This is a genomic window from Pseudomonas sp. SORT22, assembly GCF_018417635.1.
Taxonomy (GTDB): Bacteria; Pseudomonadota; Gammaproteobacteria; order Pseudomonadales; family Pseudomonadaceae; genus Aquipseudomonas.
Genome location: NZ_CP071007.1, coordinates 2,021,382 through 2,047,031, shown reverse-complemented (window position 1 = coordinate 2,047,031; position 25,650 = coordinate 2,021,382). Strand labels below are relative to the sequence as shown.

Below are 25,650 nucleotides of genomic sequence, written 5' to 3'. Positions count from 1 at the left end.
ACATGCCTGTTACGTCTAAACGCCAGAGCTTGTCACATAAACACTTGGCGCTCAGTATGTCGTTGTCGAGTCTTCCGATGCTCACGACATAAGCTCCAAGCCCTTTTGTCGATCACTGCAAGGATAGGCTACCGTTTGGCCACTGGGGAGTCCGCGACCGCATTTGACCAATAGCAGATGCTTAGCGAGGAACGCAGATAGGATTTGAACCTGCCTACAGCGGAGCGCAGTCCACTATTGGCTCGCATTTGCTGGACCCAGGACGCATTCTATCGGGCTGCAGCATCCTAGATGCGGACCTAGTTTTTGCCCTAAATCCCCCCCTAAGAAAGCACGCCCCAACACCCGCGTACACGCCTCGATGTAGCAGCGCCTGCCATTTTTTGCGTGGACTATCGCCAGAGCTTACACTGTATAAACATACAGCAACGCGAGAGCACCAATGCCTACAGACGAAGACGACATTCAACCTATTCGATTGGCTCTGGATGAAACACAGAAACTAACCATGGAATGGCTTATGGAGAACCTGCCACTTGGCTTTCGTGGTACCCACTGCGCCGAGGCGCGCACGATGCTTGGCTGGAGCATTGAAGCTTTGGCATTCCGTTCGGGCGTATCACCTGGAGCGATTAGGCGTCTGGAGAACGGGGCCGAGCTGCGCCGCGTCACGATGCAGGCCCTCGCCTACGCCTTGGAGGCAGAAGGATTGTTCTTCCTGCCAGGGCACCAACCAATGAAGGGAGATAATTTAAGGGGCGCTACACCGTGCCCCAGGACCAGGGATGACTTTCATTTGATCGAATGATCTTCACCCAGGGGCAATCACCCAGTGAACAAGAAGCCACCGAGCAAGCCAGAAGCCCTGGCTCGCTGGAACGGATCGCTGCGCAATGAGCACCTCAGGCTGAGCAACCCCGAGGTCTACTTGCAGGTCATGCGTATAGCCACCGCGGATCTGCAGGCTCTCGAGCTGTTCGACCCACTGGAAGTGCACGACTTATCCGAGCAAGCCCAAGCAGCCTACAGCGCTGCTCTGGAGGAGCAGTTCGCCCATGATCTGTACTGCAGAGCATCAAGCTACAACGTTGTGCCGGTGGGTGGGCATCGTCGAATCGGCTGCATCCGCCAGGGCAACTACTATAAGGAGAACCGAACGAAGGCATTCAGCTGCGACGGCATGGTGATCCAGGAGCCGGATCGCATTCGAGTCGTGCTGCGCACCTCAGGTGAGCTGGGGGTGATCCAGGGACTGCAGCTGGTTGGTGCCGAAGGCGGGGTCTACCGCCTAGTTGAGACCGCGAGGATGATTGAAGGCAGGATGCTGCAGGGTGTCGATGATCCTGATGCATACCGGGTACTGATTGATTTGGCGCAGGAAGCGTTTGAGAAGAAAGAGTGGACGTGGTACCGCCTATTGCGGGACCGGTTGAGGTACTCGCCGTTTGAATGTTGTCCGGCGTGCTGTGATTCGTTCGCTCAGCGCGAAGATTGTGAGACCTGCCATGCGCAGGGATTTGTTGCGGATAACCTAGGAGAGCCGGGATGTGCGGAAGACTGAGCCAGTACCGTGGCATTCATGACTTCGTAGACGCCTTGAGCATGAGCAACCCGCTGGCCAACTCCGTCGGCGAGCAGCCACTCGGTCGATACAATGTTGCCCCAACCACCCGCGTTGCTTTGCTGCGGCTGGATGATGGTGTGCTTCATGCCGACCTGGTGCGCTGGGGTTGGCGCCCGCACTGGGCAAAGGATCGCGCAGCTCCGATCAATGCTCGGGTGGAGAAGGTAGCCCACGGCCCCTTCTTCCGACCGATCTGGCCGCACCGCGCAATTGTGCCGATCGACAACTGGTTCGAGTGGGTCGATGAAGGTAGCCCCAAAAAGCAGCCATACCTGATAAGAAGAAAGGATGGCCGCCCTTCCCTGTGCGCAGGTATTGGCCAGTTCAGTGCCGAGCCAAATGAGCATGATGGCTTCGTGATCATCACTGCCGATAGCGTCGGCGGTATGGTCGACGTACACGACCGCCGTCCTGTAGTCCTAGCACCGGATCTGGCCAGGGAGTGGCTTGCTCCGACTACATCCAAAGAACAGGCAGAGCAAATGGCCCTGAATCTAGGCGAGCCCTCAGAGGCATTCGAGTGGTTTCGGGTTGGCGTCTCCGTAGGAAACGTTCGAAACCAAGGTACAGACTTGATTACCCCGCAGGTCGAGAATAGCCGCTGACACATAAACTCAAGCTCACCTCCACCATGGATATCCAAAGGACATCTAAAAAATAACCTTTGGATACTTAATAGATACCCTCTAGATACCTAACGATATTTAGTAATAACAATTGATATCAGAAGATATCCAGAGAATTTTTAAATCAAGAAACCTACACAGCCTACTTAGGCCAACCAGCCTACTTAACTTAAGAAGACTAGATACTTCCCCTGACGCCACCCCTTGACAACGGCGGGCTGCGGCTTAGCGGACCGCATTCAGAAAGTTTCCTGAAGAGCATTGACAGCCCGACCCAAACTTATATTTAATCGCCAAGCCATTTAAAGAAAACCATAGCCGACGCCCAATAACGCGCCGGACGGCCAAACTCATCCCGGAGAATTATATGACCTTTCAACTCATTTTGATCTTGGCAATCGAACTCATCCGATTGATCCGGATGATGGTGATTGGTTAGAACAGGCCGCCAAGTGCAGAGGGCATCCAATTCATGATTACCAGTTCACCGGTCACCTCGGCTTTGCCTTGCCGCTGGTTGGCCGTGGTGTACCGGATATCCAGCGTTTCGAAGTGAAAGCCCTCGAACGCACGTCGGATGTCCGGGTGGTCATTGATGCTGACCATGACCTTGCCCTTGCAGCACCGCATGAACTCAGCCATCCGCTCGTAGTTGTCGAAAGGAAAGTCGACTCCGTAACCGGCAGTCTGCCAGTACGGCGGATCCATGTAGTGGAAGGTGTGGGCTCGATCGTAGCGCTCGGCGCATTCCAGCCAGGAGAGGTTCTCCACGTAGGTTCCGGCCAGCCGCTGCCACGCGGCCGACAGGTTCTCTTCGATGCGCAGCAGGTTGATGGCCGGACCGGTTGTCGCGGTACCGAATGTCTGGCCCGTGACCTTGCCGCCAAAGGCATGCTGCTGCAGGTAGAAGAACCGGGCTGCACGCTGGATATCAGTGAGGGTTTCGGGTCGGGTCATCTTCTGCCATTCGAAAATCTGACGCGAGCTGAGGGCCCATTTGAACTGGCGGACGAACTCTTCCAGGTGGTTCTGCACCACCCGGTAGAGCGTCACCAGGTCGCCGTTAAGGTCGTTGAGCACCTCCACCGGGGCGGGCTGCGGGCGCATGAAGAACAGCGCAGCACCACCGGCGAAGACCTCGACGTAGCATTCGTGAGGGGGAAAGAGTGGGATAAGGCGGTCGGCTAGGCGGCGTTTGCCGCCCATCCAGGGAATGATAGGAGTCGTCATTTGATAGCAAGTCTTTACTGTATGGATAAACAGGTGTTAGGCTCGCCGCGCTTTGTGCACGGAGCAGGAGCCTCGGCTGGACTTGCAGGAAGGGTCTGCGGGTTCGGTGGGCCAGCTGGATGTTGACGCATCCTCCTGGCCCGCTCCTTTTCACTTCAGCGCGTGATAGCGCGCACGTAGGCCTGACAGGCCTTGAGGGCGATCAATCCTTTGTCGCCTCGGTCGGTGATGCTGATAATTCGTTGAGCATGTCTTGGGTCAAGGTTGGCTCGAATGGCTCCATGAACCATGCCGGCGCCGCTGGCGGTGGCTGGCACCCCACAGTCACCACCCTGGGCGGTGGCGTCGAGTAGGACTGACAACCGCAGATCAGCAGTAGCAAGGCGGTCACGCAAGCGAGCTTGAGTGTGTTGGGCATCGAGCAGTTCCTGGTAATGGGTTTGATCACTCGCCTGCAGGCGATCCTCCAGCGCCCGGCGCTGAGTTTGTTCCTGGCCGAGCCGATCGATCGCGGCGATCACGGCGTCTTCTCGCTCCCTCTGATGGTCAGTGTTCTGCAGGGCCAGCGCCTTCTCGTAGCTGTTTGCCTGCCAGACCCAGGTAGCACCGCCGCCCAGGGCAAGCCCCAGCAGCAGCGCCAGGGCCAGCAGTTGCCAATTCAGGCCCTTCACTGCAGCACCTTCAAAGCACGCTCATACAGCTCTTCGCGATCCGCCAGGCCGTTGGTACCGCCGTTGATTTTCTTGGTGATGGCGAGGAAGTCGCCCTTGTCGGCCAAGGAGTTGAGCCCCGACCGCTGCCAGAACCAGCCCGCCGACATCGCGGCATAGACCGGCTGCTCAAGCAGCTCCGGGGTGTTGAGCAATCGGCTGTCGCCAAACAGGGCTTCGCTGCAGGCCTGGTAGTTGGCACGCCCGGTGACCTGAATCAGCCCACGGCCGCGATACTTCTGGCCGTCGCCGTCAGCCTCTGGCGTGTTGCCCAGGCGCTGGGCCAGCCTGCCGGTGTCGTACTTCGCCAGGTAGGTGTCACCACCCAGCTCACGGACATAGCGCAGCTGGCCAGACTCATGGCCAATCTGGGCAATGAACGCGGCCATGCGCAGGCGGGTGATGATGGCGTACTTGCCCATGGTGGCATTGAGGCCAGGAACAAAAACGCCGGCTTGTTTGCCGGCGTTGGGGAGGATCTGCAGTAGCTGCTGCGCGGTGATAGACATCGATGTTTCTCCAGTGATGGCCACGTCAGGCCGATGGGGACAGCTCGACCACTTTCAGTGGTTTGGTTTGTTTCTTTTTCTTGCCTTTGGCCTTGGCCTTGCCCTTCTTGCCACCGTTGCACTCGACCGTGGTGCTCCACCCGGACTGGGTGAACACCTGCTCCACCGAGTCCACCAAGTACTCACCGTCGAGACCGACCTTGAAGCCCTGGGCGCTGATCATCCGTTCGGCAAACAGGTCGGTTCGCCCGGGCATCTCCAGTCGCACCCCGGCAGTGCTGCGGTTGAACGCGGCCAACCGGGCCTTGGCGGCTTGCTCGGCGGCGCTCTTGTTCGGGTAGATATGTCGATCGGTATGCACCGGCGGCAGGCCGTCCGGTGCCTCGTCGTTGCCAAGCTCGACCACCCTCAGCGCCCCGCTCTTCTTGTCCTGGTGCTTGGCTTGCACCGCCTTCTGGGTCGACTTGTCCCCCAGGCGGAACTGGTAGCGGCTGACGTCATGACGGGTGATGGTGACCGTGCCCAGGGCCTTGCCGCTCGCGCTTTGCCCGGCCTGTCGCGGCAACACCAGCAACTTGCCGTCGCCGACCTTGGCGGTGCAGTCGTACTGCTTGGCCAGGCGGGTGATGAAGTTGAAGTCCGACTCGTTGAACTGGTCGACGCGGGGCACCTTGGTGGTCACCGGGCAGACCGGCTGCCAGCCGTTGCGTGCCGCCACGTCACGAACAATCTGTTGCAGCGGCACGTCTTCCCAACTGCCACTGCGTGTGGTCTTGCCGCTCCCGCGCATGTCGCTGGCCTTGCCGCGTATGACCAAGGAATCGGGCGGGCCGGACAACTCGACCTCATCCACGGTGTAGCGGCCCAAGCGGGCCAGAGGCTGACCTGCATAGCCGAGGAACACCTCGATATGTGCGCCCCGCGAAGGCAGCGCCACGCCCTGATCGCGGTCATCGATGCGCAGCTCGAACTCATCCGACTCCATGCCGGGCTTGTCCGAGGTGCGCAACGTCAGCAGCCGGTCGTTGATCAGCGCGGTAATGTCCTTGCCGTCAGCGACAAGGCGGAAAACGGGTTGCATGGATTGCTCTCCAGAAATGCAAAACCCCGCACAAGGCGGGGCTTCGTTGGTGACCAGGTGACGGCGATCAATCCCAGAGCCGCATCAGTGCCTCGGTCGAGGTCGGCAGATCCGGCAGCACGATCAGCACCCCCGCACGGTAGGGTTGCGGTTCGTCGGCTAACCCCTGGTTGGCATTGAGCACCGCCTCGACTGCGCCATTGAGGTGGCCGTAGTGGTACTGACAGAGGGTGTCGAGCAGATCCCCGTCAGACGTTCTGCATGTCATCGCCATAGCTCACGAACTCCAGGCTGAAGGTTTGTTTACGCGGGATCCCGCCTGCCAGCAGGTTGCTCTGCTCTTCGTCTAGGCTAAGCAGGCACCAGTTACCCAGCACTTCGCCGTACCCTGTGGTCAGGCTCAGCGGCTGCAGGCGCCGACCGATACTGCGCAAGGTGTCGAGCTGTTTGAGGCCACCCTTGTGCCCTGGGAAGATCGCGCCCTTGAGGCTGAGCTTGTCTTCCCCCTGGCCGATGGCCTGCTGGGCAATGCTACGGCTCAGGCGTTCCTGCCCCGCCCATCGGAACGCGGTCTGCCGCCGTAACTCATCGAACGCGGCAGTGTCGAGGTTGAAGAAGTACGGCTGCGCATTGGCCTGTAGGGGCTGCAGGATCAGCAGGTGCGGGAAGGGTTTCACCGCCTCGGCCGCCGGGGTGGTCGACGGGGCCAGCGCGCCCGTGGGCATGATGTTGCCCAGAGACGGACTGACCTTTCCGGCCAGCCGGTTGATCTCCGCTCCGGCCTTGGACGCCTGCTCTTTGAGGGTGCCGATCCGCTCCTGGATCTGGGCGGCCGCCGCTGTGGCTTGGCCGTACTTGGCCGCGACCTCACCGACCTTTGACTGGGCCGCGTTGATACCGCGCATGGTGCGCTGCAGCTTCTCGCCCAGAGCGGGACCGATGAACGGGATGTTTTCCAGCTCTGACGCCGCACCGGTCATGTCGCTGATCGCACCGTTGAGCGGGCCCAGCATGCCATCGAGATTGCGGCGGCCCGCTTCTCCCGCCGCGACCAGGGACTTCAGCCCGGACTGCATTTGTTCCATGTAAGGCATGGCACCTCCTTATACGTGGGGAGCGTCGAACAGCTGTCGCCCCATAACTTGACGGGCAAACTCCTCGAACTGCGGCCGCAAATGGGGGGCCAGGTCGCGGGCCAATTGGTTCGCGTCCTTCACATCGCCTTGCACCGTGACCGAGAAGCTCGGCGACCAGGTGAACTGCTGGTCCACCTGCGGCTGCACCGGCTTGGCTGGCTCCGCCGCTTTGGCGATGGCCTGCACCGCTGCCGGTGCCGGAGGCGCCACGGCCATCGAGCGGACAACATCCCCCGGCGCGTTGGCCGGCGCTTTCGTGATCGGTTCTGCAGCCTTGACCGGCACGGCAGGCGATGGCGCCGTCGCGGCAATGGCACGCACAGCATCCCCGGGCACCGCTGGCTTGGCGGCTTTGTCAGGTTCGTCCGCCTTGGCCACCGCCGTGTCCTTGTCATCACTACCGAACCACGCCTTGCCCAGCATGCCACCCAAGCTGTCGCCACCCAGGCCACCGAGTAGCGCCCCTACGGCGCCACCAATGGCGGTACCGATCACCGGTACCACCGAGCCAATCGCGGCCCCGGCAGCCATCCCGGCCATGGTCCCGGCCAGTCCACCGGCCGCGCTGCCGTAACCCTCGGCTTTTTCGTCCTGGGTTTCGGCATTCATGAAGGTATCAACGGCGGTCACCCCAGCATCGATCAGGCCACCGCCCGGCACCCCCTTGGCGAACTTACTGACCTTGCCAACGGCACCGAGCATCTTGCCGAGGGCGCCCGGCGCAGCGACCGGCGGCACCACAGGCCGGGGAACCGGCGCACTCGAGGTAACTGGACGAGCGCCCTTTGAGCGAGGGCCCGCCGAGCGTTGCTGCGTGTTGGTTGATGTCCGCCCTCGGCGTTTGCGCCTCGAGGAGCGCTGACCACCTGATCGCTCGTTGCCGCCTGCGCCTCCCAATCCGCCCATGGCATTAGCATTGACCACAAACACCCGCTGCGGATCGCGGCTGTTGCCGCCATCGCCATCGTTGCTGGCCCCGAGCAGGCCGCCCAGTACCTTGAGGCCGGTATCCACCGGCTTGATACCGGTCTTCCCTCCCTTACCGGTGATGGCGTCACTGATGCGGCTCCCACCGCGTGAACCGCTACGTTCCATCATCACCCCGCGACCGATGTTGGCCAGCCCTCGGGCAATCTTCAGGCTGTTGAGCACGGTCTTGAAGGCGACGAATGCGGCACCGATGGCTGTGATCCCCAGCACCACCGATTGCGAGCCGTCCGACAGATTGGTCAGCACATGGGCGACTTTCGTGATGCCCACCGCGATCATGTCAGTTACCGGGGCAATTGCCTCGCCAAGGCTACGCATCGAATCGTTAATCGCTTGCGTTGCTTCCGCCCACTTTTGCGCCGATGCCTCCCGCCGCTCACGTAGGTTCTTGTCGAGAATGCCCTTGGCGTTCTGCGAATCCTTCTTGAGCTGTTCGTACAGGTCACGGTTGCCGGCATAGGCAGTCAGCGCCGCCTTAACCTGCATATCAGCAAAGATATCGCCGGTACGCAGCGACTGCTCCAGGGCGTTGAGCATCGCCTTGGCTTTCTCGGGGTTGGCCTCCTTGCTGATCTTGGCCTGAGCTTCGGCCATCGCGGCCGCCTTGGCGGGATCGGTCGCTTGGATGTACTCCATAGCCAAGGAAAAGCTCGACTCAAGGGTAGACATACCCTTTTGAATGCCGGTGTTGAGAGATTTTTGATAGTCAATGCCAGCGTCCTTGTAGGCCTTGACCACGTCGCCCGAACCGATTTTTTCCATCCAGTTCTTGAGGTTGTTGGCCGCCTCATCGGAACCGCCGGCGGTCTTCATCTGCACCTGCAGCATCGCACCCAGGGAACTGACCGACTCCATGCCGATGCTGCCGTTCTTCTCCATACCCGCCAACAGCTGCGGGAACCACTTGGCCATGTCGGAGGCCTCAAAGCTTCCTGCCTGACCCTGCAGGGCGATGGCTTCCAGGGCCTGCTCCATGACCTTGGGGTCGGTGATCTTGGCGTTTTGCTGCAGCGCCTGAATCATGCTCGCCGTGTCGACGCCGCTGGCCCCCTGGCCAATGGCGAACTTGGCCGCCACTGGCGCATACGACATAGCCTGGCTCAAGTCCATGCCAGCGCCGACCAACTGATTGATCAGGTCGGCTACATCGTTGCGCGCCATCCCGGTTTCTTGCGAGGTCTGAATAACCGTGCGGCTCATCTGGGCCTCTTGCGGCTGGTTGACCACATCGGCCTTGATCGCAATGTCGCGGATGATCGCCTGATAGTCCGCGCTGATCTTGCCCGCCACGCCCAAGGCACCAACGCCGACCACCGCCTGGCCGACCGTCGACTTCAGCCCTTCCTTGCCCTGCTGGATCTGCTGTTGGCCCTTGATCTGCAGATCCGTCGCCTTGGCGGTACGGCCGAGGCGCTGGTACTCCTGATTCAACTTGCCAACCGCGACCCCTTGCTTGCGCAGGCCGTCGAGGTTGCTTTCCAGCTTGCGCAACAAACCGGAGGCCGAGGCCGAGCCGCTGTCGTGCGCCTTCTTCCATTCCTCGCGCAGGCGAATGGTCTCGCCAATGGTGCTCTTGAGCACCTTGGCTTTGTTGCCCTTCTCTTCCAGCTTCTTGATATGGCCCTGGACTTCGGTGAACGCCGAACGCACCGTCGCGCTAACGGCGCCGCCGATCACCAGTCCCAGTGATAGCTTGCCTGCCATGGTCTACCCCTTGTGTGCGGGCTCAGTCCGTGAGCCACCAGACCACGCGATCAAACGGCATGGCCTCGATTTCAGCAGCCGAGAAATTCAGCTCTGCGGCCAATCGCTTGGCCGCTCGCTTCTGCACCACTGGGTCAAACGCTGTCATCCTGCACCAGGCGAAAATAGCCAGCCTGCAGGCGGTTGTAATCCTTGAGGGTCAAGCCCTCCAGGTCCTTGGTGCCAACCTCGGCCAGCGAGGCGAACAGGGCCAGCTCGCGCTGTTCGTCATCACCACCCGCAGTGGCCCCGGCAGCGCGTACATCGCGGACGGTAGGGGCCCGCAGGTGCAGCTTGTCGACCAGCACGCCGTTGGCTTCCGTTGGCTTACTCAGGGTGATGTGTACGCCCTCGGCACGCAGTTCCATCCAGACCGGGGTTTTGATTCCATTGCTCATCGATAGATCTCCTTACAGGCCCAGGGCCGAACGTTGGGCGGCGAGCTGGTCGACGCCGTTGATGACGCGTTTCATGCCAAGTGGATCGATCTCGTACACCAGGCGGCCGTCGACCTCGAGCTTGTAATAGGTGACCGCGACGTTGTGCTTGATCTCGGCCTTGTCGCCGGGCTTCCAGTCGCCCATGTCGACCTCTTTCAGTGAGCCGCGCAGGGTCACCACCACCGGCGTCACCTTGCCTTTGAGGCCCTTGAAGGCGCCCCGGAAGGTGCCGTTAAAGGAGGTGCCGTCGGCCAGGCCGAAGAACTTCAGCGACTCGCGCCGTACGCCGGTGGTAACAAAACCGGCCTCCTGCTTTTCCATGCCCTGGTCCAGCTCGATCGGCGCATCCATGCCACCGGCGCGGTGCTCTTCCATCTTCAGGGTTAGCTTGGGCAGTGTCAGGCTGGGCACATCGCCTTGAAAGCTGATGCCATCAACGAACAGGTTCAGGTTGGCCAGGGTTTCGGGAATCATTGCCATGGGTTCAGCTCCTTAGGCGTTTTGGTCGAGGACTTCGGTCAGCCACTGGTTGGTGACCTCGACGCGAAAGTTCGGGTTTTCGGCAGGCGGCACGTCGGTAAAGCGGATGTTCCAATACACCTTGCCCTGCTCCAGCTGGCTGGCCGTGTTCAGCTCGGGGTCAGCGAAGACTTCAAAGTTGATGATTGCGCCCTGGGCCTTGAGGTCGCGCATGAACGCCTGCAGGCCCTCGGTCACGTCCTTGACGTAGGTCGCGGTAATCGAGCGGTCGACCGCCCATTTGTGCCCGTACAGGATCGCGTCCATGACGATGTCCATGGTCCGCACGCGGGTAACGAACGCCCACTTAGGATCACTGCTCAGCGTGCGGTTGCCCCACAGGCGGTAGCCGTCATCACGGATGATGGTGGTGATGTTGGCGTTGTTGAGCAGGTTGGCCCGGCAGGTTTCGTCACCGTCGAGAAACTCGATCGGCCGGCCGGTACCGGTGATGCCGACGAACTCCTTGTTTGACGGCGAGGCCCAGAAGCCGTACTCGCTGTCGGTCCAGGCAAACAGACCAGCAACCCAGGCCGAGGCCGGGGCATCGACGGTCGCGTCTGCCGTGGTGTCCCAGGACTGGACGCCGGGGTCGACCAAGTAGGCGCGCTTGGCACCGAAGTTTTCCGCGTAGGCAATGGCCGCTTCGTCGGTGGTGTTCGGCCCGTCGATGATGGCGATGCCGCGCAGCTTGTCCGCCAGGGCTACCAGCGCGGTACCGACCGCCTGGGTGGCACTGTGCTTGGGCGTCACCAGTAGCCGCGGCTGCGCGTTGAACCGGCTCTTGCCGTCCAGCAGCGCTTGCAGGCCGGTGCGTTTGCCGTCGGCCAGCACACCGCCGATGATCGCCGAGGTTTGTGCTGCTGCCTCTTCGACCTTGGCCACGCCACAGGCGACGATCACGGCCTTGGCACGCATGTAGATGGCCTGGCAGGCCTTGGTGATCGCCGAGTCGGGACCGAAGGCGGCAACCGCCTCGCGCTCGCTGGTGATCAGCACCAGGTCGTTGGCCTTGGCGCTGGCCGTCGGGCCCGGGGTGAAGGTATCGACCAGGCCGATGATCGAGGACGATGGCAGGCCGATGGTGCGCGACCCGGTGTCGACGTTGGTCACGGTCACGCCGTGGAAAAAGCCACTCATAAGTGATGCTCCAGAAATGAAAAAACCCCTTACGGGGCTGGGGTTGTTGTGGGGTGGTTAACCTGCGGGGCTACTCGATCCGCGCCACGACCTCATCCATGGCCGCCGTGATCTCCTGCGCGCGCACCAGCGCATCCTCACCGTCCAGGGCGAGCACCTCGCGCTTTCGCATGCGCAGTGCCGCCAGCTGGGCGAATGCATCGGCCAGCGCCTCGGCCTGGCTGATGATGCGATCTGCAGCCGATGCCGGTTCGAGTCCGGCTACCTCGGCAAACGAGGTGATCCAGATCCCCGGCTCACCGCTGTAGCCAGCCTCGCGATAGCTGCGCGCTGCAGCTGCGCGCTCGCGGTACTCGACTTCGAACCGGTTGAGGTAGGTGTACTGGGTCACGGCGTAGGCATCGATCCGCTGCACCAGTTCTTCCGGGGTCGGCAGGCTGGTCGGACGCTCCAGCAAGCGCGGGTAGCCGTTGTCGTCGGCGACGATCTGTTTCATGTCCGACTGCCCCTGCAGCAGCGCCTGGTGATCCTCTTCGGTGATCTCGACCACATCGGCCGGCAGGGTGTCGGCATCAAACAGCGCGTCGTCAAAGAAGCCACCGGTTGAAGCACTGTAGAAAATAGTCATGTGGACTCCTTACCAGCCATAGGAAACGTATCGGGCCGCCACGACGTTGTTGACCCAGGGGCCACCTGCCGCTGCCTGCGATTGCGTGAGCAAGCGGAAAAAGTTCGTGCCCAGCTCGCCGATGTAGCAGTTGTCGATATCGCCGGTGGAGTTGTAGGCACAGACGACGGTCTGAAAGTGTTCGTTCGGGTAGGTCATGGGCAGGGTGATAAGCGTGCCGTTCACCATGTCGCCGTTGTTGGCGTAGCCCCACTGGCGAATGATTCCGCTCGGTGACTTCTCCCAGCCGTTGGGCTGCTTGAGGCTGGCGAAGCTGGCCAGCTTGTCCAGAACTGCCGTGCCGTTGACGAACCAATCACTGGTACCCACGCGGGTGAAGTACGCATCACCACCGGTGGGGATCACCACTACCGGTGTCAGCACACCCCCTACCTGCACCGTGTCAGTGCCGGCGCGACTGACAAACACCTGATTGGGCGCCATGTTCTGGAAGTGCAGCTTGCTACCCACCGGCAACGAGCTGGCCGGAGGCAGCGTCAGCGTCTGGTTTTGTGCGGAACCGGCAAAGTAGATCAGCTTGCCTGCGTCCGTCGCCGGCAATTGCGCCGATGCGGTGTATACGCCTACGCCGCCGAACTGGTTGCCGAAGCGCCGGACAAAGGCCGTCGACGCCAGCAGGCTGGAGTCGTCGAACAATGCCGCCAGCGGCGTCGTCGGGGTGCCGGTCAGGGCCGGGCTGGCCAACGGCGCCTTGAGCGACAGGTAGTAGGTCATGGTCGCGGCAAAGTTCGGGTCGTTGCCCAGGGCGGCGGCCAGCTCTTTGAGCGTGTCCAATGCGCCCGGCGCCGAGTCCACCAGCGCCGCAACCACCAGTCGGCAATAGTCCAAACTGGCCGCCTGGTCACCCGTGGCGCTGGCTGCTGCCGTGGGCACGCGGGGCACCCCGGTAAATACCGGCGATGCCAGCGGCGCCCGACTGGTGTCGGTCGGGTGCCGATGATCCTCTCGCGCTTTCTTGACCGCCGTACCGGCAGCGGCCACGCCATCCATCAGCGGGGCAGCACTGCCACGTTCGACCACCAGTTCCTGCTGGACAAAGGCTGTGCTCGCCAGTCGGCCGTCATTTGCGCCTGTGCCCACCAGCGGCATGCTGTTCAGCCGGTAAAGGGTGCCGGTGCCCTGGGCAAACCATTCGGTGGAGCTGACCCGCACCAGCTCGAGCTCGGTGCAGGGATACATTGTCAAACTGGCAACCGTACTGGCACCGACCCAGATCCGCTCAGTTCCAAACGCGGCAAGCTCACAGGGCACGCCGCTCATGCTTTGCAGGTTGAGCTTACCGCCCGTGGGGAAGTCGGCGGCGCTAGGTAAGGTCAGCACCTGGCCGGTCGCGCCACCGTAGAAGTAGATCAGCTTACCTGCCTCAGCGGTGGTAATCGGGCCACCCACATTGCGCGGAGCGATTCCGCTGTACCCGGCAGCCACGTTTTGGAACTGCAGCGGCGTGGTGCCCACCACGATGGGCGCGTCGGTGACCAGTTTCCATTGGGTATCGGCCAGCTTGGCACCTTGCTCGACCGTCACCGTCAAACCCGGAGTTACCTCGGCATTGCCATCCGCGTCTTGCGCCCGAGCCCACAGGCCAGGGCCGACGACGTACAGTCCGTTCTCCCGCCCTTGTACCTGGTCCTTGACCAGTACCCGATCACCGGCCTGCAGGGCCACCCCGTCCAGGGTGGGGATCCCGCCGAGATCAATAGGGCCGAGGGTCGCGACACGTACGCTGTTCTTGCCATCGAGCTTGCCGATCTCTTCGCTCAGGCGCAGTTCGACAAACTCCCGCGTGGCCAGCACCACGGCCGGGTCGATCTTCAGGGTAACGTTGGCGGCGCTGGTGACGATGAAGTTCATCCGCACCACCTGGGTCTTGCCAGTGCCCTGGCTCAGCAGCGGCTTGAAGCTCGGCGCGCAGTTGGCCACGGCCACCAGGTCGTTGTCTGCGTCATACAGGCCGATCTCGCGGATCCACCAGCCGCCGACGTCGGGCGGAATGATCTGCTCGGCGATAACGATGTTGGCGTTGGCTGGGTCAACCTTGACCTGGTTCAACGGCGCCCGGCGCCGCTCGTTGATCAGACGGGTTTGCGTGCGCGAGGGGATCGGCTCGGTGCCGTTGGCATCACCAACGCCCATCTGGCTGAAGGTCCAGGGCACACCCAGGGCATCGGCGTTGGCCTGCTTGGCCTCTCCTACCGCCGTGAGAATGGCAAAGAACTGGCTGTTTTGGTCGGTCATGGGTAAACGTCCAGGGTTTCAATAGTGTGTTCGCGGCCTGCAGGGCCATAGCTGCCGATGACCTCGATGTCGCGGGAGGTCGGCGGGTAAACGTCGATTTCGTCGCCTTCGTACAAACAACCCGGCAGGCGAAGGTAGCCGGTGCTGGCCAGGGTGATTGCCAGCCCCGTGAGGTGGCGGCTGACCGGCTTGGCGTCATCGATCAACCGGGTCAGCTCCTGGTACATCTCCTCGGTGATGCCGGTATCGAGCACGCCGACCTGCAACGCGAAGGTGCCAGGCACGCCCGGTGGCAAGGTCTCCCACCACTCCTGCACTTCAATCAGGTAGCCCAACGGCTCGACCACCCTGCGCAAGGCACCGATGGTGCCCTTGTGGGCATGCACGTAGAACGCAGAGCGGATCACCGAACGCTTGACCGCCTCCGTCCACTGCTCGTCCCAGCGGTCCACGGACCAGGCCCAGGCCAGCTGGTGCAACAGGTGCGCCGGGCATGTGTCGGGGTTGTACAACACCCGCAACGGCACCTCGGGGGTATTCTCGGTGGCCGTCTCGATCGCTCGCTCAAGCTGGGTACTGTTCAGGGGGAGCAGGCTTTTCATCTCAGCCACCCCGCTTGACGGTGATGTCCTCACACCAGGCCGCCTGCGACTTGGTCGGGCGAATGTCCGTCCAGTTGATCAGCTCGACCCGGCTGACACCGGCGATGTGCAGCTGGGCGTCCACACCCGAACGGGCCACCTCGACCGCCAGGCGACGCCGAGGGTTGATCCATGCCTTGAGTCGGCGGCGGCATTCGGCTAGCGTGGCTTCGATCTCCGGGCCACTGCCAGCCATGTACACCACAGCGTCGATTCGGTATCGCAGGATTTCGGCGCCCTGCACCGTCAGGCGATCACCTACCGGCCGCACGTCATCGTCGCTGAGCCGGGTGCGGACCGTCTCCAGCAGCTCTGGCCCGGCCTGGCCTTCTCCCTCCAGGCTCAACACCGTGACCACTACCACTGCTGGTGTGGGGCTTTCGGCGGTGGCATCAGCGACCAGGCCCGAGGCGTTGCGCGCATGCAGGATGTAACTGTTGCGGGGCCCTGCCGTGGTCAACCCTTCATACACCAGCTGGATCCGCTCCCGTAGAGCATCGTCCGCCTCAAGCACAGCCGGTACCGGTGGTACAGCAGCCAAGTCTTCGGCCTGAACCACCAACCGCTTAAGCCGCACGTTGGCTGCCAGGTGATCGAGGTCAGTGCCCTGGGCGTAGGCCAGCAACAAGGCCTTGGCCGCGTCGTTAACCCGCGCCCGGTCCTGCAGACGCCGGTAGGCTCCCAGCTCCAGTAGCTTGGTGACCGGATCGCTTTCGAGAAGGGCCGACCAGTTATCGCCCATGAACTGGCGAAAGACTGCCAGCTCGGCCTGGTAGACCTCTTCAAAGTCAAGATCCTCCAGCACTTGCGGCGCGGGCAGCGCCGTCAGTTCGATGGTGCTCATGCCGTTACCTCAACTATCGCGCTCTCGCCCAGATACTGGCCGGTCAGCTGCAGGGTGATCTGGCCACCGACAACGGCGGTGACCCTGACCCGCTCCAGCTTCAGGCGTGGCTCCCAGCGGCCAAGCGACCGGGCCACCTCCGCCTGCACTGCGCTCTTCCAGCCTTCGTTAACCGGCAGATCGACATAGCGGCGCAGCTGGCTGCCGTACTCCGGCCGCATACGGCGGCTGCCCAGCGGGGTGGTCAGGATGTCCTCTATGGACTGCCGCAAATGCGCCAGACCGGAAAGAGGCTGACCCAGGCGGCGGTCCATTCCGATCATGGGGTTACTCCGGCTGCAGCTTCAGGTCTGGGTGTTTGCCCAGATAGGCCTGTGCGACGGTGTCGCCTGCCTCGGCGATCACCAGCGCCCCGGTCACTGCCAGGGTGCGGCCGTCCGGCAGGATCAACACGCGGGAGGTGTAGACCGTGTCGCGGTACACCTGAGCTGCCGCTTGTGGAACGGCTAACGGGGGATCTAGCTGCTTGTTCACTTCTTTGGCCATGATGCCTCCAGGCACAAAAAACCCGCAAAAAGCGGGCATTGAAAAACTTCGATAAACAGCTCCTATGGAAGAGCGTCAGCCAACACGTACCAGAATTTGATTTCTTACCTCGCTAACGCATTCCTTCAATCGGCTTACTGTGCATCCTCTAAGGCCGTATCGGTACGCTACTTCCGTAATTGCGACCCCCTCAACCAGAACAAGACGCACCAATGTCTTCGCATCGTTGCGCCGTCCAGTTAAGGGGTGACCACCGAGATCATCTGGCCTGGTCGGGCTTAAAATCCAAGCAAGTTCAAAATCCGACGCTGTCATCTTTTCAGCCATGACTGAGTACTCAATGTTTGTGATTGGCCGTGTTGCCACCGGTATCGATGATCTTGCCGCCGCCGTTGATGTCGCCGGTAACGCGCAAAGGCCCGTTGACCTGCACCTGGCCCTCCAGGGTGATGCTCGCTGCCTTGGCGGTGATCGCGGAGTCCGTCACCACCACCGTGCTGCCACCAACCTTGACCGTCGCGGTCCCGCCCGGCAGTTCGATGGTGTAGCTGTTGGCCTGCCAGTCGTAGACCAGCGAGCCACCGTCATCGAAACGCCACACCTCGACGTGGTCGCGGTTGTCTGGCTGGGCACCGGCATTGCCGTACAACCCCGGCACGAACGTGCCCTGAGCTGGCTCACCGCTCGGGCTGATCAAAGCGCCCTGTTCGTCCAGGCTTGGCGCACGCCAGTGCCGGGCCTTGCCAGCAGCTTGGCTGTGCCAGCGGACCCAGGCGCTGGTCCATCCAGCACCGTCGGACACGCGGACCATCGCGGCAGCCAAATCGACCGCCACCACCCGGCAAGGAATGATCAGCCCCGCCAGCATACGGTCATGGGCTGCGCTCGCGTAGCTCATGTCATGGCCTCCGGGGGCTGGTAGTCACCTTCGGAGATCGGGCCGCCGTCTGGGCTGATACCCCACAGCAAACTGCCGGGGGGCTGATTGGGCCAAGGCCACTCTTCCTCGCCGAGGTAGATGCCCTGCGTCCACTCGACGACCCACACGGCGTAACTGTCCAGTTCGGGTCGGGTCCAATCCTGCGCCGAATTCACGAACTCGGCCTGGTCGACCGGCAGCCCCCACGATTGAGTGCGCAGTAGCACCGCCATTTGCGCCGCCGCGAAGGCGGCTTTCTGCTGGCATTCCACATCCTCACCAGCGACGATGAAGCGCACTTCCAATCGGGCAATCAGCGCCGTTTCCCCCGTACCTTGATCAAGGCCGGGCTCAAAACCCGCCAACTCGATCACTGCCGCTGGCAGATCTATGCGTTCCTTCATGTGCGGCATAGTGCAAACACAAGCCAAACCAGGGATTGCCCGGTCGATATGTTCCTCAATGGCTTGATAAAACAGCTCCAGGTTGAACTCATCCTCAGACACGGGCAGATCCTCGCAAGTACTTCTGCAGTTCAAAGTTCAGCTCCTGCTCAAGGACTTTCAGCAGGTGCTCATGCGCTTGCTTGGTCCAGCGCTCGAAGTATGGGCGCACGTCATCCAGGGATATCTTGGCTTTGGCCAGCGGGTAGCGGCTGCCGTTTTCACTGATCCAACCCGAACTCGCACCACCACCGCCAGAGACTTCGCTGTCGGGGTAGTCGCTGGCCTTGAAGTGCTTGCTGGCCGTGCGGATCCAGATGTCTGGCTGACCGCCATACACTCTCCGGTAGAACGCCCCCTCATAGCGGCGCCCCGCCACCGAAACGCCCGACCGGCTTTGCCGAGGTCGGCCAGCGCGGCTGGCCTCGATCGGGTTGATACCGAACCACAGCTTGCCCTGACCGTTGCTACCTACCGGGTAGGCCCGCAGACGCTGCCGGACCGCACCAACCGCAATCTTCTCCTGCCGACTGACCGCCCGGGCGACATGCGTTCGCAACCAGCGCAGGGTTTTGTTAATCGCCCGGCGCTGGGCGGCGGCGGCTGCCTTGGGTACTAAAGCAGCGAAGTCGGCAAACGCCTTCAGGTCCGACTGGTCGGCCTGCAGACTGATTAGGCCACTGCTCGCCGACTGCTTGTGATAGCTGCCAACGCTCATCAAACCTCCCGCAATATCAGGTTGATCCAGCCCGTACCGTCCGGCTCCCGCTTGCTGATGACATAGCGTCCACCGCCATCCTCAGGCGCGAGCAGGCAGACCAGGTGCTGCCCCTCCTTGATACCGTTCGCCTCTGCGATCCGTACTGCAAAGACCGGCTCGCGCACACCGGTGTTGATGCGGCCGATCTTGGGTTGCAACCAAGGTGCCGAGAAGAAACCCGGCACCGGCTCGTCACGCCCTTCGATCATCGCCTCATCGCCCAGGACCTCCAGTAGCTGCGTGTCCATCGCTGCCACTTGGTCACGGAAGGCCATGGTTACTCACCGTCGTCTTGTTCGTCCCTGGCGGGGAGCTTCCCGCGGGGCGCGATTTTGCCTTCATCGAGCAACAGCTCAAGGAGCTCCTTGTTCGGCGGCACGTAGGCTTCGCCCTTCTTGTAGATCTTGCTGCCGTCCTGAACGCAACCGTCTACCACCACGTATTCGATTTTCGCCGCCATGTCACACCACCTTCGCGTAGAGGAAAGCGTTGGGTTCCAGCATGCCGGCCAGGGCGGCGCTCTGCAGTTTCAACCAACGTGCGCTCGGATCTGGGGTGACCCAACTTTTCGGGAAGCGCACCGCCTCCACCAGGCCGCTCTCAATGGCGTCGATGTCCTGAATCGCGCCGTACAACATCGCGTTGCGCGTTGAAGTCGCGCCAAGAATCAACCCACCAGCAGGCACCATCTGCTGTTCGTCCCCGTCATCGTCCAGGTACCACTCGTCATACACATACAGGTCGATGCCCGGATCGTTCAGGTAGCCCAGGTAAGTCACGCCGTCGGGCAGCAGCTCAGGCTTGATCAAGCCCATATCTACACGGCGGCTATTGAGCTGTTTCAACACGGTTTCATTACTTTGAAACGCATCCTGAGCCTCACCGCTGAGCACCGCGACGTTGCCGGTGCGCCCGGAGTCTTTGGCGATCTGTCGCTTCCACTGCCGCAGGTTGCCGATGGGGTCAGAGTCCGAACTGTTCCAGCGGCCGGTGGCCAGGGTGACCTTGTGGCTGTCTTCCATCAGGAAGTCGATGGTGTCATCCACGCCCTCGCCAACCACACGAACCCGGCCGGTGCTCAACGCCTGAGCGCACATCCACTCTTCGCGACGGGTGATCTCATCGTCCAGCTCGGCCAGGTCACGCCCCAGTTGCTCACCCGCACGTTCCAGAGGGGTACGGGCAGAAAAGGGGTTGTCACCGGCAGCACGCTTGAGGATCTGTTCGGCGCGGGTCTTACGCTTCGGCTGAATGTACGGCGGGGTATAAGTTTCGCTGCTGAAGCCAGTACGCAGCGAGATACTCCCTGGCAGCGAAGGGTGAACAAACGGCGCCATCGTGCGTTGGCCTTTAACGATATCGATGGTCACCGCTTCGGTACCGAAGGTCACCGGGTTGGCGCCGTTGAAAAAGGTATTCATCAGGAAACGTCGCGGCAGTGTCATCTGCTCGACCGCGTCCAGCATGGTCAGGGTGTCGAAAATATCGGTCATGGGGGCTCCGGTCAGCGAATGAAGAGGCACAGAGGTCGCAGGGCGACCTTTGCGGCGGCCAGGGTCAGGCCCTCGCCGAGAGTGAGTTGACTGCCCAGCACTTGGCCGGTCAGGCGGATCGGGGCGTTCTTGGCGCCACCCGTGGTGTCGACGTCCTGGTCGAGGATCGCTGTCGGCACCTGCGACCCATCATCGGCTGCGGCCTTGCACAGCAGGTATTCCTTGGTGGCGGATACCTGGCCCAGGACGGCGCCACAGCTCAAGGTTTGGCCTGCAGCAATGACACCGGTATCCATCGCGATGGGAAAGTCGCCCGCAGACAACTGCCGTGGCTGGTAAGTAGTGCGTTTGGGGTTGCTCATGGGTGTCTCCAGTTAACGGCGCGAGGCGCCTGAAACAATGGCGCTGACGGCGGCCTTGCGCTCGCCTTGCTTGCCGTCGCCGGTTGGGGTGGTGCCGGTTACGCCCTGGGCATCGCTCTTGATGCTTGCCAGCGAAATACCGCGATCCTGTGCGGCCTTGAACATCACCAGCGCGGTCGCTTCAACAGAGCTGCCGTTATCGATGGCCGCCTCGATTTCCTTCTCGAAGCCCTTGCTGGCCAGCGCATTGATGCCTTTGATCCGCTCGCGCTCTTCGGTAGCAGCCTCGGTACGGATCGAGGCGGTGTCCGGCTGGTCAGCCTGGGCAATCTCGATGGTGTTGACGTCGGTACCGGCAGCCAGTGCCGCACGCAGGTCTGCCGTGGTCTTGACGGTGGTCATGGTGTGTATCCTTGTGGAGGTGATGGCCGGTTTGGCCAGTTCGGTGAGCAGGGCTTCCAGCGAGCCCACGCGATGGGCCAGGCCGTGCTTGACGGCATCAGCGCCGACACGCAACCCGCCGTGGTCGCCCATCTCGGGGACTGTCTCGGCATCGACACCCAGGTTGCGGGCAACCTTGCTCACGAAGACATCGCCCAGGGCGTCGATGGTCTCGCCGAGCTTGCTGCGCCCTTCCTCGGTGGAGAGGTCCAGGCGCTTGTTCGGGGCGTTGCGGCTGACGATCTGGTATCGCTTGCGGCCGCTGGCCGACTCGTTTTCGACAACCGCTTCGACAACGACGCCGATGCTGCCCGCCAGACTGGCCTCGTCGATGACGATTTCGCTGGCTGCCGAGGCGATCCAGTAACCTGCGCTCGCCCCCGTGCCGCCGATGTACGCGACGATGCGTTTGCGGGAGCGACCGGCAAAGATCATCTCGGCCAGTTCGTTGATGCCCGACGCCACGCCACCAGGGCTGTCGATGTTGAGCACAATGGCCTTGACCTTCGGGTCATCCAAGGCGCGCTGGATATCGGTGGCCAGGACCTGAGTACTGGTCGCGCCGCTGATCTCGGTGAACAAGTTGGCGTAGCGAAAGATCGGCCCTATGACCGGTACCACCGCCACGCCGTTGCGCAGGCTGACACTGCGGGTTTCTTCCAGCCGCTCGCCGCGCTTGGTCGCCAGTGCCACCGGATCGCCCATGCGATCAGAGATGGCCAACAGGTTGTCCAGGGCGTCGGGCAGCATCAGCCAGGGCTGCGAGGCAGCCAGCTCAAGTGCTCGCGGCATGTTTAATCCTCTTCGGTTTTGGGCTCAGGCGGGTTTTCCAACCCACCTTTGGGCAGGGCCTGCAGGTTGTGTTTGCGGCGCTGGTCGACCTCGCGCACACGCTGGCGGAACACCTGCTGCCAGGGCTCGCCGGTCATCGCCGCCGTTTCCAGGGTTTCGTTGCTGACGCCGATCTCGATGCGCTTGCCAGCGGCGTTGGCCTCTTTAAGCTCGTCGATGGCACCACGCGCTGGGCCAATCCAGATGGCCTGGCAGTACGCTTTGCGTTTGGCTGGATCGCCGTACCCCGGAAGATCGATCAGGCCCCTGGCCACCGCTTCATCGATGACCAACTCGCGGCTGGGCTGGCAGAAGTCGCAGGCCAGCCACCAGCGGCGCAGGCTGTAGAAACGCCATGCCTGCAGCATCGCGGCGCGGGCAGCGCTGTAGCTACTGCTGTAGTGCAACAGCAGTTCCTCCAGCGGCAGCTCCAGGGCGGCACCAATCTCTTTCACCACGGCGGTGAAGAACGGATCGAACTGGGCGTTGGGCCGACCGGGGTTAGCCACAACTGGTTCCTCGCCCACGCCGAGATCAACCACAGCGCCCTCGCCCAGGGCCAACTCTCCGTCGGTGGTGTCATCCCCGCCGGGGGCCTCTTCCGCCAGGGCACTCATCGGCAGATTGCCAGCCTGGAAGTCGCCGGTCTTTTTAATGAACACCGTAAACATGGCCGAGATCACCGCTGCCATCAGCTCGGCACTGGCGTAGCGTTCGAGCTTCTGTAGGGGTTCGAGGACCGGCGCCAGATAAGGCATGCCCCGCTTCTGGCCGGGCCGTTCCTTGTCCGCTAAGACATGCAACACACGGCGGCGGCCTGTCTCAGCGCCGAACACGCTCAGCCGTTCCCAGCTCAGAGGCTTACCGGCGAGGTGCTCGCCGACATAGCCGGTGCACGCGTGATACGCCACGGGCGAACCCAGCCCGTCGAACTCGACGCCATCGACCAGGTCAACCCGGTCCATCCCGTTATTTGGGTTGCAGACCCGGTCGGATTCGATCAACTGCAAACGGGTGCTGAAGATGCAACCGGGGCGCTCCTGGTCCGGGCTGGCCACGAACACATCGCCCGCGACCATTGACGACACCATTACCAGCGCCTGGAGCTGGTAATGGTTGAGCGTGGCTTCGGCATCGCACTCCCGTGGGTCGTCGGCGTACAACGACCACAGGCGGTCAAGCTCACCGTTCAAATCATCCGCCGCCTCTTCGCTTATGCCGAGCGCCGCATGGTCGACCTGGGCGCGGCAGACCAGACCGGTACCGACGACATTGGTACGCAGCCGTGTGATCGCCGCACGGGCGATAAGGTGGTTGCGCATGGCATCGCGTGAGCGAGCCACCAACATCCGCCGCTCACTCTGGTTGAAGTCGCGGCGCGGGCTGCCCAGGCCTGGAATCCAGCTGGCCATGCTTCGGAGCATGCGCGAGGCACCGCGCCACCGGGTTTCGACCCCGCCACCGCCGCCCTGGGCAACGATCTGCTGGCCACCCACTGTAGCCTTCGCAAGCTTCAGGGCTTCGCGCATCAGTAGGTCAGCAGCGCGCTCAGGCTTTTTGAATGGCCACATGCTCAAACCCTCACGTACGAAACGCGATTGCGGCCACGGCGCTGGAGCGCAGCCGCCTCAGCGGCGACCTGCTCGGCATACTGTTTCTCCAGCAGACGCAGGCTGTTGAGTTCGGCCATCTGGACCTCACGATCCGCCCGGCGCAGGCGCTGGCCGTTTTTCAGGACGGCCGAAATCGCCGCCCGGACTTCCGCAAGGCGTTGTTGTGCTTCTGTCATGGTGAACCTCGATTAGCTGACGCGGCTCCGAGTGCCACGCCCGCGAGTCACTGCGCGGCGCGGCACCGGCGCTACCGCCTGCTCAGTGTTGAAGAGGGTAGGCTGAAGCTGTTGCTGCTCCAGCTGGTCCCATTCGTGATCGCGCAGCAGGTGGGTCTTGAGGCTGCGCGCCGCGTGCAAGGCGTAAACCTCGCAGTCCAGGGCTTCGTTGCGCCGCCCTGCTTTCTTCTGCCAGACCATTTTGCTGGGCTGACGCGGGTGCGGCGCCAGCACCTCGTTGGTCACCTGCTCGTAGTAATCAGCGCGAATCTCGCTGTACCAGTGCATGCGGCCGGGCCCACTGCCCGAGAGCCGCATACGGCCATCGATCAGCGTCTTGGCCTTGTGGGTGCCAACGATGTAGACCCGCAGCCCGTACTTGGCAGCCTTGGTGTTGTCCTGGCTGGTGTCCGCCGACTGGGCCGGCTTGGTGAAGATCTCCCGGTCCCGGCTGTCGATCGATGCGCCCTTGATGGCCATGATATTGAAGCGCTGCCGATCCCGAACGTAGGTGTAAACCGCATCGTTAGTGTTGCCGTCGGAGCTGTCGATACTCACCGCTGACACGGCCAGCTGAGCGCCGCCCTCGGCGGGTATCGGTGTGGCGATGATCTTGTCCAACTCAGTCCATACCGGATCGTGGGGATCAATCGGATTGCCCCCCAACTCGCCCCAGTACAGCCGCCAGGACTCTTCTCCCCTGCCCCAGCCCACGATCACCAGGGCCAGGCGGTCACCTTGAACGTCCACGCCGACGGTGACCAACAGCACGCCTTTCGGCGCGGTCAACTCGGCGTAAGGTTCGGCGCGCTTCTCCAGCTCGTCCGTCTTGGGCGCATTGCTCTTGTACTCATAGCACTCGCCCATCTGGCTGTTGGTGAACGCGATCATCGGTCCGTGGTTGCCGTTCGACGCGGCGTGTTCAGCCTGGAGCTTCTTCTCCATCAGCACTTCGAATCGAGAGCCGTGGAACGTGGCATACAGCTCATTGAGGATGTAACCCGCGATACCCCGAAACTCGGCGGTAGCCTCCCAACGGCCGTGCTGGAGGTTGGCATTCTTCTGGTGGTCGTCCCAGATCTCGCCGCAATGAGGGCAGGCGTAGTACGCCGTTTCAGGCCGACGCTTGCCGTATACCTCGTGGTGATAGCTGGGGTCTTCGTCGCAATACAGGTGCTCGAAGCTCAGCGCATGCGACTGACCGCAGCCATGGCATGGCACCAGGCCAATGCGCTTGTCCGACAGCTCCAGCTCCGCGTCAATCGCCGAGAGCCCCTTGATGGTAGGCGTGCCACCGATAATGATCTTGGAGCGCCTGAACGTTTTGAGGCGCTCCTTAGCCAGCTTGATACTGTCCCCCTGCCCCCGCAGGTTGAGGTTGCAGTCATCTGGCTCCTCGACCGCGACCCGAGGCACCGGCGTGGACTTTACGCTGGAGGGGCTGTTTGATCCGACCATCTTGAGGAAGCCGCCAGGGAAGCGCTTGAAGTCCTGCCGCTGCTGCAGCTTGCGGCTGCGGAGATCGACCTTCTTACGCAAGCGCTTGGTCGCCGCGATCATCGGCTCCAGCTTTTCAGCGACGTACTGCTTGGCCGCTTCGGCCTTGGGAAACAGAATCAGGATCGGGGACGGATCAAGGTCGATCCACTTGCCGATGGCGTTACCCATCACACCCGACGTCCAGGCCACCTGGGCGGACTTGCGGCCAACGATCTCGAACACATTCGGATCGTCCAAGGCTTCCAGCGGGCCACCCGGCCAGACCAGGTGAGGCGTGACATCGAAGCGGTATTTACCAGGCTTGCCCGCCTCTTCAGTTGAGAGGTAGCGGTACTTGGTGGCCCACTCGATGATGCTCATTCGTGGTGGCG

30 protein-coding genes are annotated in these 25,650 nt (G+C 62.2%); 3 read left to right on the top strand and 27 right to left on the bottom strand.

The genetic code is table 11. The features are described 5' to 3' along the window. The first annotated feature begins 442 nt into the window (after nucleotides 1–442). The 3 genes from JYG36_RS09650 to JYG36_RS09640 are packed head-to-tail and all read left to right on the top strand — an operon-like array spanning nucleotide 443 to nucleotide 2,229. Nucleotides 443–808, top strand: coding sequence for a helix-turn-helix domain-containing protein (locus JYG36_RS09650; protein WP_213603732.1), 366 nt, complete (start codon nucleotides 443–445; stop codon nucleotides 806–808). Nucleotides 809–832: 24 nt separating this feature from the next. Then, complete coding sequence (locus JYG36_RS09645; RefSeq protein ID WP_213603730.1) at nucleotides 833–1,561, top strand: hypothetical protein; 729 nt, start codon at nucleotides 833–835, stop codon at nucleotides 1,559–1,561. Then, entirely contained in the window at nucleotides 1,546–2,229 is a 684-nt protein-coding gene (locus JYG36_RS09640) for an SOS response-associated peptidase family protein (RefSeq protein ID WP_213603728.1), read from the top strand. The genes JYG36_RS09645 and JYG36_RS09640 overlap by 16 nt, the downstream gene beginning before the upstream one ends. Nucleotides 2,230–2,685: 456 nt before the next feature. Here the strand turns inward: JYG36_RS09640 and JYG36_RS09635 are convergent, their stop codons facing one another. From JYG36_RS09635 to JYG36_RS09505, 27 genes are all read right to left on the bottom strand, one after another. Beyond that, nucleotides 2,686–3,480, bottom strand: a complete 795-nt coding sequence (locus JYG36_RS09635; RefSeq protein WP_213603727.1) for a DNA adenine methylase — start codon at nucleotides 3,478–3,480, stop codon at nucleotides 2,686–2,688. Nucleotides 3,481–3,635: 155 nt separating this feature from the next. After that, entirely contained in the window at nucleotides 3,636–4,151 is a 516-nt protein-coding gene (locus JYG36_RS09630) for a lysis system spanin subunit (RefSeq protein WP_213603726.1), read from the bottom strand. After that, a complete protein-coding gene (locus JYG36_RS09625; RefSeq protein ID WP_213603725.1) occupies nucleotides 4,148–4,699 on the bottom strand; it encodes a glycoside hydrolase family 19 protein in 552 nt (183 codons plus the stop codon). Before JYG36_RS09625 ends, JYG36_RS09630 begins: the two co-directional genes overlap by 4 nt. 25 nt (nucleotides 4,700–4,724) lie before the next feature. Further along, complete coding sequence (locus JYG36_RS09620; RefSeq protein ID WP_213603724.1) at nucleotides 4,725–5,780, bottom strand: phage late control D family protein; 1,056 nt, start codon at nucleotides 5,778–5,780, stop codon at nucleotides 4,725–4,727. Between the two features lie 67 nt (nucleotides 5,781–5,847). Further along, nucleotides 5,848–6,054, bottom strand: coding sequence for a tail protein X (locus JYG36_RS09615; RefSeq protein WP_213603723.1), 207 nt, complete (start codon nucleotides 6,052–6,054; stop codon nucleotides 5,848–5,850). After that, the gene (locus JYG36_RS09610) at nucleotides 6,029–6,874 is read right to left on the bottom strand and encodes a phage tail protein (RefSeq protein ID WP_213603722.1); all 846 of its coding nucleotides are present in this window, start codon (nucleotides 6,872–6,874) and stop codon (nucleotides 6,029–6,031) included. Before JYG36_RS09610 ends, JYG36_RS09615 begins: the two co-directional genes overlap by 26 nt. 9 nt (nucleotides 6,875–6,883) lie before the next feature. Then, complete coding sequence (locus tag JYG36_RS09605; protein WP_213603721.1) at nucleotides 6,884–9,610, bottom strand: phage tail tape measure protein; 2,727 nt, start codon at nucleotides 9,608–9,610, stop codon at nucleotides 6,884–6,886. 134 nt (nucleotides 9,611–9,744) lie between these two features. After that, on the bottom strand, nucleotides 9,745–10,047 hold the full coding sequence (locus tag JYG36_RS09600) for a phage tail assembly protein (protein WP_213603719.1): 303 nt from the start codon (nucleotides 10,045–10,047) through the stop codon (nucleotides 9,745–9,747). Nucleotides 10,048–10,059: 12 nt separating this feature from the next. Further along, on the bottom strand, nucleotides 10,060–10,569 hold the full coding sequence (locus JYG36_RS09595; RefSeq protein ID WP_213603717.1) for a phage major tail tube protein: 510 nt from the start codon (nucleotides 10,567–10,569) through the stop codon (nucleotides 10,060–10,062). Between the two features lie 12 nt (nucleotides 10,570–10,581). Continuing rightward, on the bottom strand, nucleotides 10,582–11,748 hold the full coding sequence (locus JYG36_RS09590) for a phage tail sheath subtilisin-like domain-containing protein (RefSeq protein WP_213603716.1): 1,167 nt from the start codon (nucleotides 11,746–11,748) through the stop codon (nucleotides 10,582–10,584). Nucleotides 11,749–11,818: 70 nt separating this feature from the next. Further along, entirely contained in the window at nucleotides 11,819–12,376 is a 558-nt protein-coding gene (locus JYG36_RS09585) for a hypothetical protein (protein ID WP_213603715.1), read from the bottom strand. Between the two features lie 9 nt (nucleotides 12,377–12,385). Next, a complete protein-coding gene (locus tag JYG36_RS26590; protein WP_249744413.1) occupies nucleotides 12,386–14,671 on the bottom strand; it encodes a phage tail protein in 2,286 nt (761 codons plus the stop codon). After that, complete coding sequence (locus JYG36_RS09575; RefSeq protein WP_213603714.1) at nucleotides 14,668–15,273, bottom strand: phage tail protein I; 606 nt, start codon at nucleotides 15,271–15,273, stop codon at nucleotides 14,668–14,670. Before JYG36_RS09575 ends, JYG36_RS26590 begins: the two co-directional genes overlap by 4 nt. A gap of 1 nt (nucleotide 15,274) precedes the next feature. Further along, nucleotides 15,275–16,156, bottom strand: a complete 882-nt coding sequence (locus JYG36_RS09570) for a baseplate assembly protein (protein WP_213603713.1) — start codon at nucleotides 16,154–16,156, stop codon at nucleotides 15,275–15,277. Then, nucleotides 16,153–16,479 (bottom strand): GPW/gp25 family protein, encoded by a 327-nt coding sequence (locus JYG36_RS09565; RefSeq protein WP_213603712.1) that lies wholly within the window; start codon nucleotides 16,477–16,479, stop codon nucleotides 16,153–16,155. Before JYG36_RS09565 ends, JYG36_RS09570 begins: the two co-directional genes overlap by 4 nt. Before the next feature lie 4 nt (nucleotides 16,480–16,483). Beyond that, complete coding sequence (locus JYG36_RS09560; protein ID WP_213604510.1) at nucleotides 16,484–16,702, bottom strand: hypothetical protein; 219 nt, start codon at nucleotides 16,700–16,702, stop codon at nucleotides 16,484–16,486. 337 nt (nucleotides 16,703–17,039) lie between these two features. Further along, nucleotides 17,040–17,600: a phage baseplate assembly protein V gene (locus tag JYG36_RS09555; protein WP_213603711.1), complete on the bottom strand. Its 561-nt coding sequence runs from the start codon at nucleotides 17,598–17,600 to the stop codon at nucleotides 17,040–17,042. Further along, nucleotides 17,597–18,127, bottom strand: a complete 531-nt coding sequence (locus tag JYG36_RS09550) for a hypothetical protein (RefSeq protein ID WP_213603709.1) — start codon at nucleotides 18,125–18,127, stop codon at nucleotides 17,597–17,599. Before JYG36_RS09550 ends, JYG36_RS09555 begins: the two co-directional genes overlap by 4 nt. Beyond that, nucleotides 18,120–18,782, bottom strand: a complete 663-nt coding sequence (locus JYG36_RS09545) for a hypothetical protein (protein ID WP_213603707.1) — start codon at nucleotides 18,780–18,782, stop codon at nucleotides 18,120–18,122. The genes JYG36_RS09550 and JYG36_RS09545 overlap by 8 nt, the downstream gene beginning before the upstream one ends. Next, on the bottom strand, nucleotides 18,782–19,099 hold the full coding sequence (locus JYG36_RS09540; RefSeq protein WP_213603705.1) for a head-tail joining protein: 318 nt from the start codon (nucleotides 19,097–19,099) through the stop codon (nucleotides 18,782–18,784). The genes JYG36_RS09545 and JYG36_RS09540 overlap by 1 nt, the downstream gene beginning before the upstream one ends. Nucleotides 19,100–19,101: 2 nt before the next feature. After that, nucleotides 19,102–19,284, bottom strand: coding sequence for a hypothetical protein (locus JYG36_RS09535; protein WP_213603703.1), 183 nt, complete (start codon nucleotides 19,282–19,284; stop codon nucleotides 19,102–19,104). 1 nt (nucleotide 19,285) lies between these two features. After that, nucleotides 19,286–20,317 (bottom strand): major capsid protein, encoded by a 1,032-nt coding sequence (locus JYG36_RS09530; protein ID WP_213603701.1) that lies wholly within the window; start codon nucleotides 20,315–20,317, stop codon nucleotides 19,286–19,288. Nucleotides 20,318–20,328: 11 nt separating this feature from the next. After that, nucleotides 20,329–20,679 carry a head decoration protein gene (locus JYG36_RS09525; protein WP_213603699.1) on the bottom strand — a complete coding sequence of 117 codons (351 nt, stop codon included), beginning with the start codon at nucleotides 20,677–20,679 and terminating at the stop codon, nucleotides 20,329–20,331. A 12-nt stretch (nucleotides 20,680–20,691) separates the two neighbouring features. Next, the gene (locus JYG36_RS09520; RefSeq protein WP_213603697.1) at nucleotides 20,692–21,912 is read right to left on the bottom strand and encodes a S49 family peptidase; all 1,221 of its coding nucleotides are present in this window, start codon (nucleotides 21,910–21,912) and stop codon (nucleotides 20,692–20,694) included. 2 nt (nucleotides 21,913–21,914) lie between these two features. Continuing rightward, nucleotides 21,915–23,522, bottom strand: a complete 1,608-nt coding sequence (locus JYG36_RS09515; RefSeq protein WP_213603695.1) for a phage portal protein — start codon at nucleotides 23,520–23,522, stop codon at nucleotides 21,915–21,917. A 2-nt stretch (nucleotides 23,523–23,524) separates the two neighbouring features. Next, a complete protein-coding gene (locus tag JYG36_RS09510; protein ID WP_036994575.1) occupies nucleotides 23,525–23,740 on the bottom strand; it encodes a hypothetical protein in 216 nt (71 codons plus the stop codon). A 12-nt stretch (nucleotides 23,741–23,752) separates the two neighbouring features. Beyond that, a complete protein-coding gene (locus tag JYG36_RS09505; RefSeq protein WP_213603693.1) occupies nucleotides 23,753–25,639 on the bottom strand; it encodes a phage terminase large subunit family protein in 1,887 nt (628 codons plus the stop codon). Nucleotides 25,640–25,650 lie beyond the last annotated feature (11 nt).

What these genes read in the sequence shown, in the direction of transcription:
- JYG36_RS09590 (WP_213603716.1), bottom strand. Translation starts at nt 11,748, where the DNA reads ATGAGTGGCTTTTTCCACGGCGTGACCGTGACCAACGTCGACACCGGG.
- JYG36_RS09525 (WP_213603699.1), bottom strand. Translation starts at nt 20,679, where the DNA reads ATGAGCAACCCCAAACGCACTACTTACCAGCCACGGCAGTTGTCTGCG.
- JYG36_RS09575 (WP_213603714.1), bottom strand. Translation starts at nt 15,273, where the DNA reads ATGAAAAGCCTGCTCCCCCTGAACAGTACCCAGCTTGAGCGAGCGATC.
- JYG36_RS09545 (WP_213603707.1), bottom strand. Translation starts at nt 18,782, where the DNA reads ATGAGCGTTGGCAGCTATCACAAGCAGTCGGCGAGCAGTGGCCTAATC.
- JYG36_RS09625 (WP_213603725.1), bottom strand. Translation starts at nt 4,699, where the DNA reads ATGTCTATCACCGCGCAGCAGCTACTGCAGATCCTCCCCAACGCCGGC.
- JYG36_RS09510 (WP_036994575.1), bottom strand. Translation starts at nt 23,740, where the DNA reads ATGACAGAAGCACAACAACGCCTTGCGGAAGTCCGGGCGGCGATTTCG.
- JYG36_RS09515 (WP_213603695.1), bottom strand. Translation starts at nt 23,522, where the DNA reads ATGTGGCCATTCAAAAAGCCTGAGCGCGCTGCTGACCTACTGATGCGC.
- JYG36_RS09635 (WP_213603727.1), bottom strand. Translation starts at nt 3,480, where the DNA reads ATGACGACTCCTATCATTCCCTGGATGGGCGGCAAACGCCGCCTAGCC.
- JYG36_RS26590 (WP_249744413.1), bottom strand. Translation starts at nt 14,671, where the DNA reads ATGACCGACCAAAACAGCCAGTTCTTTGCCATTCTCACGGCGGTAGGA.
- JYG36_RS09555 (WP_213603711.1), bottom strand. Translation starts at nt 17,600, where the DNA reads ATGAGCTACGCGAGCGCAGCCCATGACCGTATGCTGGCGGGGCTGATC.
- JYG36_RS09650 (WP_213603732.1), top strand. Translation starts at nt 443, where the DNA reads ATGCCTACAGACGAAGACGACATTCAACCTATTCGATTGGCTCTGGAT.
- JYG36_RS09615 (WP_213603723.1), bottom strand. Translation starts at nt 6,054, where the DNA reads ATGGCGATGACATGCAGAACGTCTGACGGGGATCTGCTCGACACCCTC.
- JYG36_RS09535 (WP_213603703.1), bottom strand. Translation starts at nt 19,284, where the DNA reads ATGGCGGCGAAAATCGAATACGTGGTGGTAGACGGTTGCGTTCAGGAC.
- JYG36_RS09600 (WP_213603719.1), bottom strand. Translation starts at nt 10,047, where the DNA reads ATGAGCAATGGAATCAAAACCCCGGTCTGGATGGAACTGCGTGCCGAG.
- JYG36_RS09595 (WP_213603717.1), bottom strand. Translation starts at nt 10,569, where the DNA reads ATGGCAATGATTCCCGAAACCCTGGCCAACCTGAACCTGTTCGTTGAT.
- JYG36_RS09610 (WP_213603722.1), bottom strand. Translation starts at nt 6,874, where the DNA reads ATGCCTTACATGGAACAAATGCAGTCCGGGCTGAAGTCCCTGGTCGCG.
- JYG36_RS09570 (WP_213603713.1), bottom strand. Translation starts at nt 16,156, where the DNA reads ATGAGCACCATCGAACTGACGGCGCTGCCCGCGCCGCAAGTGCTGGAG.
- JYG36_RS09620 (WP_213603724.1), bottom strand. Translation starts at nt 5,780, where the DNA reads ATGCAACCCGTTTTCCGCCTTGTCGCTGACGGCAAGGACATTACCGCG.
- JYG36_RS09605 (WP_213603721.1), bottom strand. Translation starts at nt 9,610, where the DNA reads ATGGCAGGCAAGCTATCACTGGGACTGGTGATCGGCGGCGCCGTTAGC.
- JYG36_RS09640 (WP_213603728.1), top strand. Translation starts at nt 1,546, where the DNA reads ATGTGCGGAAGACTGAGCCAGTACCGTGGCATTCATGACTTCGTAGAC.
- JYG36_RS09565 (WP_213603712.1), bottom strand. Translation starts at nt 16,479, where the DNA reads ATGATCGGAATGGACCGCCGCCTGGGTCAGCCTCTTTCCGGTCTGGCG.
- JYG36_RS09505 (WP_213603693.1), bottom strand. Translation starts at nt 25,639, where the DNA reads ATGAGCATCATCGAGTGGGCCACCAAGTACCGCTACCTCTCAACTGAA.
- JYG36_RS09520 (WP_213603697.1), bottom strand. Translation starts at nt 21,912, where the DNA reads ATGCCGCGAGCACTTGAGCTGGCTGCCTCGCAGCCCTGGCTGATGCTG.
- JYG36_RS09560 (WP_213604510.1), bottom strand. Translation starts at nt 16,702, where the DNA reads ATGGCCAAAGAAGTGAACAAGCAGCTAGATCCCCCGTTAGCCGTTCCA.
- JYG36_RS09585 (WP_213603715.1), bottom strand. Translation starts at nt 12,376, where the DNA reads ATGACTATTTTCTACAGTGCTTCAACCGGTGGCTTCTTTGACGACGCG.
- JYG36_RS09540 (WP_213603705.1), bottom strand. Translation starts at nt 19,099, where the DNA reads ATGGCCTTCCGTGACCAAGTGGCAGCGATGGACACGCAGCTACTGGAG.
- JYG36_RS09530 (WP_213603701.1), bottom strand. Translation starts at nt 20,317, where the DNA reads ATGACCGATATTTTCGACACCCTGACCATGCTGGACGCGGTCGAGCAG.